General features: G+C 73.4%; 13 protein-coding genes and 2 pseudogenes. 8 read left to right on the plus strand and 7 right to left on the minus strand.

Annotated features, from left to right (window positions below):
• Positions 1–116 precede the first annotated feature (116 nt).
• Positions 117–1,793, plus strand: coding sequence for a protein phosphatase 2C domain-containing protein (locus MKW14_RS41760; RefSeq protein ID WP_441349303.1), 1,677 nt, complete (start codon positions 117–119; stop codon positions 1,791–1,793).
• Positions 1,794–1,879: 86 nt separating this feature from the next.
• A pseudogene (locus MKW14_RS00115) lies at positions 1,880–2,235 on the plus strand (thiamine pyrophosphate-dependent enzyme); the annotation flags it as partial.
• Here MKW14_RS00115 and MKW14_RS00120 read toward each other — a convergent pair.
• Positions 2,232–3,248, minus strand: coding sequence for a hypothetical protein (locus MKW14_RS00120; RefSeq protein WP_240858944.1), 1,017 nt, complete (start codon positions 3,246–3,248; stop codon positions 2,232–2,234). The pseudogene MKW14_RS00115 and the gene MKW14_RS00120 sit on opposite strands and share 4 nt — an antisense overlap.
• A 572-nt stretch (positions 3,249–3,820) precedes the next feature.
• A pseudogene (locus MKW14_RS41765) lies at positions 3,821–4,139 on the minus strand (helix-turn-helix domain-containing protein); the annotation flags it as partial.
• 174 nt (positions 4,140–4,313) lie between these two features.
• On the opposite strand from MKW14_RS41765, the gene MKW14_RS00130 reads away from it, so the two are divergent.
• The 3 genes from MKW14_RS00130 to MKW14_RS00140 all read left to right on the plus strand — a co-directional run bounded on the left by MKW14_RS00130 (position 4,314) and on the right by MKW14_RS00140 (position 6,415).
• A complete protein-coding gene (locus MKW14_RS00130) occupies positions 4,314–4,934 on the plus strand; it encodes a hypothetical protein (protein ID WP_240857970.1) in 621 nt (206 codons plus the stop codon).
• A 60-nt stretch (positions 4,935–4,994) separates the two neighbouring features.
• On the plus strand, positions 4,995–5,453 hold the full coding sequence (locus MKW14_RS00135; protein ID WP_240857971.1) for a hypothetical protein: 459 nt from the start codon (positions 4,995–4,997) through the stop codon (positions 5,451–5,453).
• A gap of 509 nt (positions 5,454–5,962) precedes the next feature.
• Complete coding sequence (locus tag MKW14_RS00140; protein WP_240857972.1) at positions 5,963–6,415, plus strand: ATP-binding protein; 453 nt, start codon at positions 5,963–5,965, stop codon at positions 6,413–6,415.
• Between the two features lie 78 nt (positions 6,416–6,493).
• Here the strand turns inward: MKW14_RS00140 and MKW14_RS00145 are convergent, their stop codons facing one another.
• Positions 6,494–7,531, minus strand: a complete 1,038-nt coding sequence (locus MKW14_RS00145) for a DUF2637 domain-containing protein (protein ID WP_240857974.1) — start codon at positions 7,529–7,531, stop codon at positions 6,494–6,496.
• 304 nt (positions 7,532–7,835) lie between these two features.
• A complete protein-coding gene (locus MKW14_RS00150) occupies positions 7,836–8,684 on the minus strand; it encodes a (2Fe-2S)-binding protein (RefSeq protein WP_240857975.1) in 849 nt (282 codons plus the stop codon).
• Between the two features lie 156 nt (positions 8,685–8,840).
• Between MKW14_RS00150 and MKW14_RS00155 the strand changes: the two genes are divergently transcribed.
• A complete protein-coding gene (locus MKW14_RS00155) occupies positions 8,841–9,644 on the plus strand; it encodes a GntR family transcriptional regulator (protein WP_240857976.1) in 804 nt (267 codons plus the stop codon).
• Between the two features lie 58 nt (positions 9,645–9,702).
• Here MKW14_RS00155 and MKW14_RS00160 read toward each other — a convergent pair whose 3' ends face one another.
• The 3 genes from MKW14_RS00160 to MKW14_RS00170 form a co-directional block, all read right to left on the minus strand.
• Positions 9,703–10,203, minus strand: coding sequence for a DUF2231 domain-containing protein (locus tag MKW14_RS00160; protein WP_240857977.1), 501 nt, complete (start codon positions 10,201–10,203; stop codon positions 9,703–9,705).
• A 94-nt stretch (positions 10,204–10,297) separates the two neighbouring features.
• Positions 10,298–11,071 (minus strand): hypothetical protein, encoded by a 774-nt coding sequence (locus MKW14_RS00165; RefSeq protein ID WP_240857978.1) that lies wholly within the window; start codon positions 11,069–11,071, stop codon positions 10,298–10,300.
• A 152-nt stretch (positions 11,072–11,223) separates the two neighbouring features.
• A complete protein-coding gene (locus MKW14_RS00170) occupies positions 11,224–12,924 on the minus strand; it encodes a PucR family transcriptional regulator (RefSeq protein ID WP_240857979.1) in 1,701 nt (566 codons plus the stop codon).
• 342 nt (positions 12,925–13,266) lie between these two features.
• Between MKW14_RS00170 and MKW14_RS00175 the strand changes: the two genes are divergently transcribed.
• Positions 13,267–14,157, plus strand: a complete 891-nt coding sequence (locus MKW14_RS00175) for an FAD binding domain-containing protein (RefSeq protein ID WP_240857980.1) — start codon at positions 13,267–13,269, stop codon at positions 14,155–14,157.
• Positions 14,157–14,726 carry a (2Fe-2S)-binding protein gene (locus MKW14_RS00180; RefSeq protein ID WP_240857981.1) on the plus strand — a complete coding sequence of 190 codons (570 nt, stop codon included), beginning with the start codon at positions 14,157–14,159 and terminating at the stop codon, positions 14,724–14,726. Before MKW14_RS00175 ends, MKW14_RS00180 begins: the two co-directional genes overlap by 1 nt.

A 14,726-nucleotide genomic window follows, 5' to 3' on the forward strand; every position in this document is an offset into this window, starting at 1 on the left:
CGGCAGGCCCCCCACCGACCAGGCCCCCGGCTGCGGGCAGCCCCGCTCCTCCGGCCGGACCGCCGGACGCCCCTGCCCCTCCGGCTCAGAGCCCGGCTGCGGGCAGCCCTGCCGCTCTGCCCCAGAGCTCAGCCGCAGGCAGCTCCGTCGCTCCGGGCCGGACGCCGGACGAGGGCGGTCCCGCAGAGGGTGCGGCTCCTGGACCGCCCACGGACGGCGTCCCGCCGGCCCAGGATCGCGTGCCGTACCCCCCGCCACCGGCCCCGCCCGCCCCCGCGCCACAGCCCCCCGAAGCCGACCCGCCGCCGACCGATCGGCCCCCCGTCCTCCGCACCGCCACCCACCTCGACCTGCCGACCCTCCCTCCGCCTCCCTACCTCGACGTTCCGGCCTCGCCTCCGCCTCTCGCCGAGCACCTCGACGTTCCGGCCTCGCCTCCGCCTCTCGCCGAGCGCCTCGACGTTCCGGCCTCGCCTCCGCCTCTCGCCGAGCGCCTCGACGTTCCGGCCTCGCCTCCGCCTCTCGCCGAGCGCCTCGACGTTCCGGCCTCGCCTCCGCCTCTCGCCGAGCGCCTCGACGTACCGGCCTCGCCTCCGCCTCCCGCCGAGCGCCTCGACGTACCGGCCTCGCCTCCGCCTCTCGCCGAGCACCTCGACGTTCCGGCCTCGCCTCGACCTCCCGCTGGACACCCTGACCTTCCGGCCCCACCTCCACCCCAGCACCCGGGCCTCTCGGCCCCGCCTCCCGTCGACCGTCTCGACCCGTCGGCCGTTGCTCGGCCTTCCGCCGATGACCTCAGCCTGCCGACCTTCCCCCCACCCCCCGCCGACCATCTCGACTACGTCGGCTCCGGGCCGCCCACCTATGAGCCGGAGCCCACCGCGTTGCCGGTTGCCGATCCGGACGAGCTTGACGATCTGGTCGCCGACACCGTGCTCGACGGGGCCCGGTACGGCGCCTGCACCCTGCGTGCCGTCTCCGTGCGGGGAGACTCCGCGCGGTACCGGGGCGAACCGCGCCGCGACTCGTTGCTCACCGCCCGCTTCGGCACCGCCGAGAACGCGCTGATCCTCGTCGCCATGGCCACCGGCGCCCGGGCCACCCCCGGAGCCCACCGTGCCGCCGCCGAGGCCTGCCACTGGATCGGGCGGGCCGTCGGCCGCAGTCATGCCCGGCTGGCCGAGGACATCCGGGCGGCGAGGCGCGGTGATCTGAAGTCGGGCCTGCACCGTCTCACCGACCGCAGCCTCGGCAAACTCCGCGCCAGCGCCGCCGAGCAGGGCATCGAGCCGGAGGAGTACTCCGCAACCCTGCGCTGCCTGCTGCTGCCGGCCGACCCGGAGTGCCGTACCCGCGTCTTCTTCGGCGTCGGCGGGGGCGGACTGTTCCGGCTCAGGGACGGCGACTGGCAGGACATAGAGCCCCGCGTCACCGAGGTCACCGGCGACCCGGTCGTCGGTTTCGGCTCGCTGCCCGCCGAGACCCCCGAGGGCGACCGCCTCACCATGGACCTCGGCATTCCCACACCCCCGAGCCCCTATGAACCGGCCCCCGAACCGCCCCGCGAACCCTTCCGCTTCCGCGCCTCCGTGGCCCGCCCCGGTGACACCCTGCTGATGTGCACCGCAGGCCTTGCGGACCCGCTGCGCGGCGAACCCGACCTGTGCCGCCATCTGACGGGCCGATGGTCCGGCCCCACGCCGCCCGGCCTCGCCGCGTTCCTCGCGGACACCCAGGTCCGGGTCAAGGGTTACGCGGACGACCGTACGGCCGCGGCCGTTTGGGAGGCGTGAGCGCGCGGCCTGTGAATGGATGGACCCAGAGGGATCATCGGAGACCGAAGGGGCAGCAGAGCACCATGGCCAAACAGAACGTCGCCGACAACTCCTCCCTCGGCATGGTCGAGTTGGAGATGCTGTGGCAGGGCTGCCCTCGCACGGCACCACCGACAAGAACCCCGACTTCGCCGCCGTCGCCCGCGCCTGCGGTGCGTACGGGGTGCGGGTCGAGAAGCCCAAGGACCTCGCCGGCGCGCTGAAGGACGCCTTCAAGCACAAGGGCCCGGCACTCGTCGACGTGGTCACCGATCCCAACGCCCTGTCCATCCCGCCGAAGATCAGCGCCGAGATGGTGACCGGTTTCGCCCTGTCGGCGTCCAGGATCGTCCTGGACGGGGGAGTCGGCCGGATGCTGCAGATGGCCCGCTCCAACATCCGCAACGTGCCGCGGCCTTAGCTGTCGTAGGGAACCCAGGCGCGTTCGCCCGAGTCGTTCGTTCCGTACCAGTAGCGGGGCATGCCCTTGATGGCGCTGGTGCGGAACGGGTGGCCGTGGTCGTCGATGCGGACCGTGCCGGTGCGGCCCTGTGAGGACCAGTCGAGCTCGAGGTACCAGCTTGCGTCGTACGACTCGGTCGTCGCCGTGACCAGCAGCACCTCGGGGTCCTGGGCCGAGACACGGTAGGGGAACTGGACCGCGGGAATCGACGGCCCACCGTCCTGGGTGCCGGGCATGGGGTGGGCGATGGGCCGGTTGACGTCGAGGTTCACGGCGAAGGAGCGCGGGGTGAGACCGCCGCCGCAGCCCTCGTCCATGGAGTACGCGGTGCCGGGGGCGGGGGTGCCGCGGCCGACGATCCGTACGCGCAGGGCGTTCAGCACGACGGCCGTCGACGACTTGCCCTGCACGGAGATCTCCACCGTCGACTGCCGCCCGTGCACCGCGCTCTGCGTCGCCGCCCACACCGCGGCGTCCTGCGGCAGCGGCGGTGGGGGCACGTCGGCCGGCTTCTTGTCGATCACGTAGTTCTGGCCGCACCCTCCCTGCCAGACCTGCGAGTCGACGGTCAGGGCCAGGGGGACGGCGGTGGGCGCGGGCGCCTTGTCCTTCGCGGGCGGGGCGTCCTGCGACGGGGGAGCGGGCGACGCCGTACCGCCCGCCGAGGGTGAGGCGGATCCGGCACCGGGCGGGGGGCCGGCACTCGCGCCGCCGGCCGCCGGGTCGTGGCGGCCTCCGGCCTCCGTGGTACGGGACGGCCCGGCCGGCGTCCTCGCGAAACCGCCCCGCCCTCCGTCCTCCGACAACGCCGATACGGTCCCGAGCGTGGCCACCAGCACGGTGGCCGCGGCGGCCCCGAGCAGCCCCCGCCGCCGACGGAACCAGGGGCGGGGGCCCGGGCGCTGAGCGGGAGCGGCCCCGACCCCACCCGCCGCCTGCTCGCGCAGACGAGCGACCGCCGTCTCATGCAAGGACCCGACGGCCTCCGTCCCGCGAGCCGTTCCCTCGGCAACGGCACCGGTCGTCTCAGTCTCGCGAGGTGTCCCGTCAGCGACGGAACTGGTCGCCTGCGGCTCGCGAGGTGTCCCGTCGGTCACCGGACCGGTCGCCTCCGGCTCACCAGCGGCTGCCTCGGGCTCGGCACGGGTCGTCCTGGGACGGGGAGCGAGTCCCTTCGACAGAGCCGCCGACGCCCCGGCCGGGGGAGCGGGCGTCGCCCCGGATAGGGAGGCAGGAGGTTCCGGCGGGGAAGCGGCGGTTGCGCCGGGCACGGAAGCCGGCAGCTCGGTCCCAGAGGCGGCTGCGCCGAGCACGGAGGCGAGAGCCTCCGGCGGGGAAACACCCGTCCCGGGCGGGGAAGCGGGTGGCTCGGTTCCAGAAGCAGCTCTGCCGGGCAGGGAAGCGCCCGCGCCTGGCGGTGAAGCACCCCCGCCGGACGGTGAAGCCCCCGCGGCGGGCAGCGAAGTGGCCGTGTTAGGTGGGGAAGTGGGCGTGGCCGTCTGGGGAGTGCGTGGTTTGTTTTCGGTCGGGGGTGGGGTGTCCGGGGTGCGGGGGCGCTGGCGGGATGCGGTGGCCAGGAGCCAGGCGCGGTGGAGTTCCAGGCGTTCCTCCGGGGTCGCCCGGCAGAAGGCGGCCAGGCGTTCCAGTGGGGCGAAGTCCTGGGGGACCGCCTCGCCCGCGCAGTAGCGGTGGAGCGTGGAGGTGTTCATGCTGAGGCGCCGGGCCAGCGAGCCGTAGCTCCGGTCCGTGCGGTCCTTCAACCGGCGCAGCAGCGCCGCGAACTGCTCGACGTCGTCCCGTGTCGACACCGTTCCCCCGTCTCCCCGTTCGTCCCCGACGCCCCCGCCATCCCAGGCACTCATATACCTGCACGTCAGATGGGCTGGGATGGTTCCACCCCGGCCGATCGGACGGCGGCCGTTGCGCCGGGGAGCAGGAAGCGCCGATGCTCTTGGTGTCGCACCGGCCAGGGCGGACCGACCATCCGCCGTCGCGGCGGCATCCGACACCCATGCACTCATCCACGGGGGACACCCATGTCCAAGCGCACCCGAGCAGGCGCGCTCATCGCACTCGCCCTCACGGGCCTCGCCCTCGGCACGACGCTCGCCCCACGGGCGGACGCCGCCGCCCGGGCACCGGGCTTCCTGGCGGCCGCGGACCTGCCGCCGCACCCCTCGTCGTCCTGGACCGCCGGCAAGGTCACCGCCGGCGTACCGGAGGCGGTGGAAGCGGACCGCTGCCTGAGCATGGCGCTGGGCGGGGGCCAGGACACCTGGTACCGGGAGTTCCGCACCGACCTCGACACGGGCGCCCGTCAGGTCAGCGTCCAACTCCCCGGCGTCAGCGCGGCGAAGGGCCGCTTCTCCCGGCTGGTCAAGGACATCAGGTCCTGCCCGGGCCGGATCGAGCAGGCCGACCCGGAGACCGCGGCGACGCTCAAGGACTACGGCACCCTGCCCGTCGAGGAGGGCGCCCACGTCTACGGGCTGCACACCGAGACCTCCTGGGGCGCCACCGACATCCGGCTCCTGTCGGTGGGCCGGGACGGCGAAACCGTGACCGTCGTCGACTGGGGGCAGATGGGCGGCTTCGAGGACGCTCCGGTCAAGGCGTTCAAGAAGACGACCACGACCGCCGTGAACAAGCTCCGCTGAGCGCGTGAGCGACGGCCGCCAGTACCTCTCACAACACGCAACCGAAAACGGGGAACAGACATGAGCAGCAAGACCCGCACCGTCATCAGCGCCGGCCTCCTCGCCGTCGCCCTCGGCCTCGGCGCCACCGCCCAGGCCTCCGCCGGCGCCCCGCGCGGCGTCAGCGGCAGGACGTCCGACAACCTCACCCGGATCGCCGACTTCTACGGCACCTACATCGACGCGGTGTACGACGAGGACAGCGGCACCCTCGGCACCGCCCTGCGCGCGCACTACCTCACGCCCGCGTTCCAGAAGGAGCTGAACAAGTGGGAGCAGCGGGAACACGCGGACGGCGTCCTGCGGGCCCAGAACGTGCCGCTGGCGTGGAAGGTCACCGAGACCGGCACCAAGGCGGGCCGCACGGAGGCCGTCGTCACCCTCACCTGGAGCCGCGGGGTGACCTCCAAGGTGGTCGTCGACATGAACGCGAGCCACAAGATCTTCCACATCGGCGCCAAGGGAGCGGGCGGCAAGTGACCGTTCCGCCGCGGGCCTCGGCCGCGGTGTGAGGACCGCCCGGAACGGCCGCAGCGCGGGAGCGACATGCTCCCGCGCTGCGGCCGTTCGGGCGTCGGACCGGTTTCGGCATCCCGTCCGGGCCGGAAAACCGGCGGATTCAGGCCAGTTTCGCGAACCGTGGGCACGGTCCGCCGGGCCCGCGAGCGGGACCCGGACGTCCGGTACCAACCGTCACACCGCTGTGTCGAGTACGTCGGGATCGGCAGACGGGGGTGGGCGGAAGCGATGATCCCGGGTGCTCAGGGTGCCCCCGGACGCCTAGGCGCGCGGCGCGTCGGTGCGGTCCGTCGGCGCCTGTCCGGCCGAAAGGGCCGTAACCGTGGCCGAACACCCGGTGGTTGACCATTCGACATGACTGCGCCGGGTGACAGAGGGCATGGATCCCGTGAACGTGTTCGACAAGGAGGGGAACCGACATCGGCACGCGGGCGGGGGTCATGAAGAGGCAGGCACGAGGGGGCGGTCCCATGGCGATCGGGGCCTCCTCGGCTCGGACGGTGGAGGAAAAGACCGGCGACGTCACGGAAGGGCCGCAGCCGTCCCGGCTGCGGCAGAGACTCGGGCACGGGGATCTGCGGGCGGTGCCCGAGGCGCGCAGGGCACTGCGCGAGCTGCTGCGGCAGTGGGGCAGGCCCTCACGCTCGGACGTGGCGGAGCTGCTCACCAGCGAACTCGTCACCAACGCACTCGTCCACACCGACCACGACGCGGTCCTGACGGCCGTCGTGGGACCGCGTGGACTGCGGGTGGAGGTACGGGACTTCGTGGCCCGCAGGCCCCGGCCCTGCCCGGCGAACACCGGTGACGGCACCCACGGCAGGGGCCTGGTCCTGGTGCAGTCCCTCGCGGACGCGTGGGGGGTACGGGCGCACGGGGTGGGGAAGTCGGTGTGGTTCGAACTCGACGCCGGCCCTGCCTGAACGGGAAGCGCGGAACGGGAAGGGGGCGTGGCCACCGGCCACGCCCCCTTCCCTGTACCGGCTCCTGCGCCGGCCGGCTCAGCCGAACTGCTGCTCGAGGTCCTTGAGCTTGCGCTCCAGGGAGTCGAGGCGCGGAAGGGCCATTGTGTCGTCCTCCGCGGTGAGATCGACGGTGATCTGGTCGGAACCGCCCTTGCGGACGGGCTGCAGCGAGGGACGCTGGCGGACGGGCAGCGGCTCCGGGGTGGGTATGGCGGGCTCCGCGGAGGTCTGGCCGCCGGCCCGCTCCAGGGCCTGCGGCTCGGGCCGGCCGCCGCGGCCGATGATCCCGCGGTGGCCCCGGCTGATCGCCTTGAGCTGGGCGCGCTCCAGCCGGTCCGCCTCGCGGCGGCGCAGCCGGTTGGCCTCCTCCTGCCGCTTGTCCTCGCGGACCTCCTCGACGGCCTCGTCCAGGCTGCGCACGTTCTCCAGCAGCATCAGCGACCAGGCCTTGTAGGTCTCGCGGGGGGCCCGCAGCCAGCGCACCATACGGATCTGCGGCAGCGGACGCGGCACCAGACCCTGCTCACGCAGGGCGGCCCGGCGGGTCTGCTTCAGCGCGCGGTCGAAGAGCACCGCCGCCGAGAGCGACATGCCGGCGAAGAACTGCGGCGCGCCCGCGTGGTCGATCCCCCGCGGCGCGTGCACCCAGTTGAACCAGGCAGAGGCGCCCGCGAACGTCCACACCAGTATCCGGGAGCCGAGAGCGGCGTCACCGTGGGAGGCCTCGCGCACCGCGAGCACGGAGCAGAACATGGCCGCGCCGTCCAGGCCGAACGGCACCAGGTACTCCCAGCCGTTCGAGAGGCCGAGGTTCTGCTGGCCGAAGCCGACCAGTCCGTGGAAGGAGAGCGCGGCGGCGACCGCCGCACAGCAGAACAGGAGCACATAGGAGGCGGTGCCGTATATGGCCTCCTTGCGCCTGCGGCGCTCCTCGCTGCGCTCCCACGAGTCGTCCTTCGCGTGCTCCCCGCCGGACCGCTTGCTGCGCGCGAGCACCGCCACCGCCGCCAGCATGCCCAGGAGCAGTACGGCGCCCGGAAGCAGCCAGTTCAGCGATATGTCGGTCAGTCTCATCTAGGGGTCCCTTGCATTGGGATAGGGCGTAACGCCCGCCATAGTGGCCCAATCCCACCGGCCCTCAGGGGGTTTCGGGGCAAGAGGCCGCCAAGGAAGTGCAAGGGGATGCCCAGGGCAGCTTTCTGCTCGAACTGCCGCTTGAGGGGCGGGAGTTGAGTTCGAATAAGACTACCCGTACGGATGGTTCCTCGGAAAGTTCCTGCGACAAGTGAGAAAGTTGTGAATCACCTGTAACCGAGCGGGCCGTCCCTTCGCGGGTGATCTTACGACATCCCGCCACGCCGGTGTGTCTGAGGGGGGCTCAACTGACGGTGGCGGCCAGCAGCTTGGTCACACGGTCGGCGTCGCAGGTGCGCGGGCAGGTCGCGCAGGTGTCCTCGGGGCGCACGGTGTAGAACATGCAGCAGCTCACCCGGTCCCGGGTCGGCAGCGACTCCCCGTCCGGGCCGGTCAGTTCCCGGAACGCCGCCGAGCCGACGTACGGCCGAGTCGCGCCGGGCAGCAGCGCCTCCAACTCCCGCCTGGCCCGCCGCTGTTCACCGAGCAGATGCGCGACGTACCAGAGACCTTCCACCAGCTCGTCGGTCGCCATGCCCCACAGGGCGCGTCCGCGCCGCCGCATCCGCGGGCCGAAGGCGGCGAGCACGGGCTGAAGATGCTCGGCCACCGCGGCCCGCACCTCCGCCCGCAGCGCCTCCTCGTCGGCGACGACCCGGGCGCCGGGCAGCACGGCCGCCGGATCGCCGGGCAGACAGGCGAACCCGGCCGGGCGCACGGCCAGCCGGCCCAGCGGGAGACCGGGGGCCGTGCGGTCGTAGGCGACCTCGTCCACCGGGAGTCGGGGGACCCGGCGGTGCAGGAACCACGGCACCGTGAACAGGAGGCAGACGGGCCAGGCGTACCGGTGCAGCCCGAAACCGGCGACGACGTCCGGGCGCGCCCGCTGTCCGTGGTCACGCAGCACCTGTGCGTCGTCCTGGGCGAGAAACGCGTCGAGGGCGGCGCCCCCCTGTGTCAGTGAGGCGGTGGTCACCCAGCCGCCGCCCGCGGGCACCGGCTGCCCGGCGGCGAGCTCCCTCACGTCCAGTCCCGGGAACGTCTTGGTCAGACGGGTGTAGGCGTCATGGAAGGCCGAGCGGGCAGAGGGCATGCGGTGACCGCCGATCCGAGACGACTGCAAGGTAAGGCGTACCTTACCTTGTGTTGATCGGATTTGAACTGACGGCTTGTGCGCTTATGGTGCTTGACGGACGAGTAACAACCCGTCGTAATGGCCCCAAGTACCGACACGTCCCGAGGAGGACCCGTGAGGCAGCACGCGCAGGGCTCCACGGGGACGGGAACACCACAGATCCGTACGGCCGCCGCCGCGCCCCGCGTGCCGCAGCAGCCGGTGGCGGCGGACGTGGACCGGGAGCGGGGTGTCGCAGCCGACGGCACCCGCGGCGAGCACACCCACAGCGAGCAGCCCATCCCGCGCCCCCGGCTGGTCCAGCGGGCCTCGGTGCGCGGACAGATCCTCGACGCGCTGCGCACCGCGCTGGTCACCGGCGAGCTGACGCCGGGAGAGGTGTACTCGGCGCCGGCGCTGGGCGAGCGCTTCGGCGTCTCCGCGACGCCGGTGCGGGAGGCCATGCAGCAGCTGGCCCTGGAGGGCGCCGTCGAGGTCGTCCCCAACCGGGGCTTCCGGGTCGTCGAGCGCGGCACCCGGGAACTGGCCGAACTGGCCGAGATCCGCTCGCTGATCGAGGTGCCGGTGATGCTCCGGCTGGCCCGCACGGTCCCCGCCGAACGCTGGGCGGAGCTGCGGCCGCTGGCCGAGGCCGCGGCCCGGGCCGCGGCCCTGGGCTGCCGGGCCACCTACGCCGAGTCCGACCGCGCCTTCCACCGTGCGGTGCTGTCCCTGTGCGGCAACGAACAGCTCGTCCAGATCGCCGACGACCTGCACCGCCGGGCCCAGTGGCCCCTGGTGGGCGGACGGGCCCCGGCCGGGAACGCCGACCTGATCGCGGACGCGGCCGACCACACCGTGCTGCTGGACGCCCTGATCGCGCGGGACGTCGACGTCGTACGGGGGCTGGTGGGCCGGCACTCCGCGGGCCTGGTGTGAAGGGTCCGTGCAAGGCGGCGCCGACAAGGCCCCGCACGGACCTCGCCCGTGCGGCTGATCAGTTCCCCTCGCCCGAGCCGGTCTCCGCCTTCGAGTAGCCGCCGGTCCAGGCCGCCTTCGCGCCCGAGTCCCCGATGCGGTAGACGTCGACGACGGCACCCGCGGCCACGACGACGCTCAGCACGCCGGCCGCGACGCGGATCACCGACGCCGACCGGGTGCCGGCCCGCTCGGCGGATGTGCGGCGGGTCGTCCACCACACGGCCGCCGCCAGCACGAACAGACCCAGCGCCCACGGCAGCAGCCCGTCGCCGAGTTCGGTGTGCCGGCGTATCAGCGGGCTGCTGGTCACGTGCCGCTCCAGCCACTCGCCGGCCTGCGTGGTCAGCGGCACGCTCACCAGCGTGACGAACGCCAGCACCGGCAGGACCACGCCCATCCGGCGCGCGGCCTTCGGCCACACGGCACAGACCATCAGGGCCAGCGCCGTCAGCGGCACGAGGACGACGACGAAATGGACCAGCAGGATATGCGCGGGCAGGCCGTTGACGAGACTCATCGGGTATTCCTCTGAAGAGGGGGTGGGGAGCCGCAGCCTGCCACAGCAACCTCTCAGGTTCCTCTGAGCACTCCCCGAACCGGCCAGGGACGTCTCAGGCCGTCGCCGCCGGCGGCGTCAACTGCCGCGCCAGCCAGGTCGGCACCCCGCCCAGCAGCCGGAACAGCCGCCGCGCCTCCTCGCGCAGCCGGGAGGCCTCCGGTTCCGCCTCCGCGTCGGCCAGCGACGCCAGCGCCGGAGCCGTACCGACCAGGTAGCCCAACTCCTCGCGGATCCGCAGGGATTCCGCGAACCCGTGCCGGGCCTCGGCCACCTCGCCCTCCCGCAGGGCGAGACCGGCGAGATGGCGCCAGGTCGAGGACAGCAGCAGCGGATCGGCATGGGCGGTCGCGGCGGCGTGGGCGCGACGGTAGGCGGCCCGCGCGGCCTGGGGGGAGCGGGTGAGGTTCTCGGCGAGCAGCCCCCGCCGGAAGTCCAGCAGCGCCCGGCCCGCGGCCCCCGGAGGGATCAGCGCCGCCGCCCGCCCCAGCGCGGCCCGCGCCTCGTCGGACCGGTCGCGCACGGAGTGCACGGTCGCCGCGTACGCCAAGTACCCGCGTTCACAAGCGGCCGCGCCGCGCTCGTCGTCGGTGTGGGCCAGCGCCTCCGCCGTCCGCAGCGCGTCCTCGGCCTCGTCCCACCCCTGCTCCGTGTACAGGCACTTCTCCACCAGCAGCGCGGTCCGCTGCAGCGCCGAGGCGGCGGTGACCGGGTCCAGCAGCGCCGCCGCGTCACTCCAGCAGGCCCGCGAGCGCAGCCGCCATACCGCGGTCTGGACGGGATCGTCACCTGCGGAAGTTCCGGTACCAGACATGGCGGTATGCGCCACGTTGCCCTCCCCGAGCACGCCATCGAGCTTTGAGTGGTGGCCGCATCTCAGCACGGATTCCGCGGCGGGGCCAAGGGGGCGGGTGAAGGATTTCACAAAGTCGTGGGACTCGGACGGCACGTGGTGCCACCCCGGCCCGCCGGCCGGCGGGCTCAGCTCATCCGCAACGCCAGGAAGAAATCGAGTTTGTCCTCCAGCCGGGACAGGTCCCGGCCCGTCAACTGCTCGATTCGGCCCACGCGGTAGCGCAGCGTGTTGACGTGCAGGTGCAGCCGGGTCGCGCAGCGCGTCCACGAACCGTCGCAGTCGAGGAAGGCCTCCAGGGTCGGGATCAGCTCGGCGCGGTGACGGCGGTCGTAGTCGCGCAGGGGATCCAGCAGCCGCGCGGTGAAGGCGCGGCGGACGTCGTCCGGGACGAACGGGAGCAGCAGGACGTGGGAGGCGAGTTCCTGGTGGCCGGCCGCGCAGACGCGGCCCGGGCGGGCGGCCGCCACCCGGCGGGCGTGCCGGGCCTCCTCCAGGGCGCCGCGCAGCCCCTCCGCGGAGTGCACGGCCGCGCTGACACCGAGGGTGACCCGGCCGTCGTCGTCGAGGCCGGCCGACAGCGGGTCGCGCACGGACTCCAGCAGCGACTCGGCGAGGATCCCGGACTCCGAGCCGTCGTGCTCCGCCAGGACCGCCGGGAGCGGGACGAGCGCGACGGCCTCGTCCCCGGTGTGCGCGACGGCGATCCGGTCCGCGGGCTCGGGCCCGGTGGCCAGCGGGTCGACGAGGATCTCCTCCAGCAGCGACTGCGCGACGGGGCCCGCCTCGATGTCCGCGCCCGCCCAGTCGACGCGGGCCACGACCACCTGCCAGTGCGGGGCGGCCCCGAGGCCGGGCAGCAGCACCGGAGCGGCCACCCGCAGACGGGCGGCGATCTCCGCGGGCGCGGCCCCCGTCTGCACCAGCTCCAGCACCTCCTGGGCGAGCCGGCGCCGTACCGTGCGCGCCGCGTCGCGGCGGTCCCGCTCGACGGAGATGAGCTGGGTGACGCCCTGCAGCAGGTCCAGCCGCTCGGCGGGCCAGTCGCCCGCGTCGGCCTCGACGGCCAGCAGCCAGTCCGACAGCACCGACTCGCGCACGTCCCGCGAGGCCTGCGGCGGGCGTCCCGCGCCGGCGGCGGCCGGGCGGTGCCCCGAACCGCGGATCGGGAAGAGGCTGTACGTCGCCGGGCCCAGCGTCACCCGGTGCGGCCCCCGGCGTCCGGTGCGGGCGGCGGCGAGATGCTCGGCGGCGAGCTTGGCGCACAGGTCGGCGGGCAGCCCCGGCCCGGCGACCTTCGAACCGGCGATCAGTCGTCCGGTGGGGGAGAGCACCCAGGCCCTGAGGTCCAGGTCGGAGCCGAGCAGGTCCAGCACCACGTCCGGGCCGCCGCCCGCCGGGCCCGAGGTCATCATCCGCCGGTGCCGGTCCACCACGGCCGCCAGATCGCCCGCGCGCTCGCCGGAGACCTGCCGGACGACATGCTCGGTGATCGTCGCGAACGCCACCGACTCGTGCACCGCGAACAGCGGCAGCCGGTGCCGGGCGCAGGCCACCACCAGGTCCTCGGGGACGTCCCCGAGCTCCGCCTCGCCGGCCGCCAGCGCGGCCACCCCGGCCTGCACCAGGATCCGTACGAACGGCTCCGAGTCGGCGCCGTCCCGGCGCCAGGCCAGGCCGGTGAGCACCAGCTCGCCGCCCGAGAGGTAGCGGCTGGGATCGCGCAGGTCGGTGGTCATCACGCCGCGGACGGTCCGGTCCAGCTCGTCCTCGCCGCCGAGTAGCCTGAGGCCCAGCGCGTCGGTGTCCAGCAGTGCGCGCAGCCGCATTCTCGTCGCCGCCGTTCTTTGTCTCGAAATCTACGATGAATCGTGAGGGTGGTCGGGGAGAGGGACCCGCCGGACGGCGCGGGAGCCACACGCTTCGACTGCCTGGCTGTTTCCCGCGTTTCTACAGGAAAACAGGGAGGTGACTGATGACCTCCGTTCATACGAATCTACAAGATGCCCGCCCTGGCCAGCCAACTCCTTCATGGTTTCCGTGACTGACCCGCCTGGAGCACGGCGCTGTGTACTGGCTCCACTCCGCGTGAACAGCACATGAACGAGCCGGGCCCGCCGCACCGGTTCTGGCTCGATCCGCACCCCCCGAGACGAAGAAGAGAGCCGGTCATGGACTTCCTTCGCCCCGCCAGCTGGGAGGAGGCGCTCGCCGCGAAGGCCGAGCACCCCACCGCTGTGCCCATTGCGGGCGGCACCGACGTGATGGTCGAGATCAACTTCGACCACCGGCGGCCCGAGTACCTGCTCGACCTCAACCGCGTCGGCGACCTCTACGAGTGGGAGGTCGGCGAGGACAGCGTGCGGCTCGGCGCCTCGGTCCCCTACACCACGATCATGGAGCGGCTGCGCGCCGAGCTGCCGGGCCTCGCCCTCGCCTCGCACACGGTCGCCTCCCCGCAGATCCGCAACCGCGGCGGCGTCGGCGGCAACCTCGGCACCGCCTCCCCGGCCGGCGACGCCCACCCCGCGCTGCTCGCGGCGGGCGCCGAGGTCGAGGTGGAGTCGGTGCGCGGCAGCCGCCGTATCCCGATCGACGCGTTCTACACGGGCGTCAAGCGCAACGCGCTCGCCGCCGACGAGCTCATCAAGTGGGTGCACATCGACAGGGCCGACGGCCCCCAGCAGTTCTCGAAGGTCGGTACCCGCAACGCCATGGTCATCGCCGTGTGCGCCTTCGGCCTCGCGCTGCACCCCTCGACGCGCACCGTCCGCACCGGCATCGGCTCGGCCGCCCCTACACCCGTCCGGGCGAAGGCCGCGGAGGAGTTCCTGAACGCGGCGCTCGAGGAGGGCGGCTTCTGGGACAACGGAAAGATCATCACCCCGTCGGTCGCCAAGCGGTTCGCGGAGCTGTGCTCCGGCGCCTGCAACCCGATCGACGACGTCCGGGGCACGGCGAGCTACCGCCGGCACGCGGTGGGCGTCATGGCCCGCCGCACGCTGACCTGGACCTGGGAGTCCTACCGCGGCACCGCCGCCCGCTCGGAGGGAGTCGCCTGATGCGCGTCAACTTCACTGTCAACGGACGTCCGCAGGAGGCCGACGACGTGTGGGAGGGCGAGTCCCTGCTGTACGTGCTGCGGGAGCGGCTGGGCCTGCCGGGCTCCAAGAACGCCTGCGAGCAGGGCGAGTGCGGCTCCTGCACGGTGCGCCTCGACGGCGTGCCGGTGTGTTCGTGCCTGGTCGCGGCCGGACAGGTCGAGGGCCGTGACGTGGTGACCGTCGAGGGGCTCGCGGACCACGCCAGGCAGCGCTCCTGCGGCGACGCGTCCGGCACCTCGCTCGACGAGGCGAAGGGCTGGCAGGCGCGGGGCACCGACTCCCAGACCGGTGAGGGCGCCGAACTGGCCCCCATCCAGCAGGCGTTCATCGACGCCGGCGCCGTCCAGTGCGGCTTCTGCACACCCGGTCTGCTGGTCGCCGCCGACGAGATGCTGGAGCGCAACCCCGACCCCACCGACGCGGACATCCGCGAGGCGCTGTCGGGCAACCTGTGCCGCTGCACGGGCTACGAGAAGATCATGGACGCGGTCCGCCTGGCGGCCGCCCGGCAGCAAGAGGCGGTCTGA

The sequence above is a fragment of the Streptomyces gilvus genome (assembly GCF_022513565.1).
In the GTDB taxonomy this organism is placed as follows: domain Bacteria; phylum Actinomycetota; class Actinomycetes; order Streptomycetales; family Streptomycetaceae; genus Streptomyces; species Streptomyces gilvus.

Excerpts from the sequence above, each read along its gene's own strand:
- MKW14_RS00130 (WP_240857970.1), top strand. The coding sequence starts at position 4,314 with ATGTCCAAGCGCACCCGAGCAGGCGCGCTCATCGCACTCGCCCTCACG.
- MKW14_RS00135 (WP_240857971.1), top strand. The coding sequence starts at position 4,995 with ATGAGCAGCAAGACCCGCACCGTCATCAGCGCCGGCCTCCTCGCCGTC.
- MKW14_RS00140 (WP_240857972.1), top strand. The coding sequence starts at position 5,963 with ATGGCGATCGGGGCCTCCTCGGCTCGGACGGTGGAGGAAAAGACCGGC.
- MKW14_RS00145 (WP_240857974.1), bottom strand. The coding sequence starts at position 7,531 with ATGAGACTGACCGACATATCGCTGAACTGGCTGCTTCCGGGCGCCGTA.
- MKW14_RS00150 (WP_240857975.1), bottom strand. The coding sequence starts at position 8,684 with ATGCCCTCTGCCCGCTCGGCCTTCCATGACGCCTACACCCGTCTGACC.
- MKW14_RS00160 (WP_240857977.1), bottom strand. The coding sequence starts at position 10,203 with ATGAGTCTCGTCAACGGCCTGCCCGCGCATATCCTGCTGGTCCATTTC.
- MKW14_RS00170 (WP_240857979.1), bottom strand. The coding sequence starts at position 12,924 with ATGCGGCTGCGCGCACTGCTGGACACCGACGCGCTGGGCCTCAGGCTA.
- MKW14_RS00175 (WP_240857980.1), top strand. The coding sequence starts at position 13,267 with ATGGACTTCCTTCGCCCCGCCAGCTGGGAGGAGGCGCTCGCCGCGAAG.
- MKW14_RS00180 (WP_240857981.1), top strand. The coding sequence starts at position 14,157 with ATGCGCGTCAACTTCACTGTCAACGGACGTCCGCAGGAGGCCGACGAC.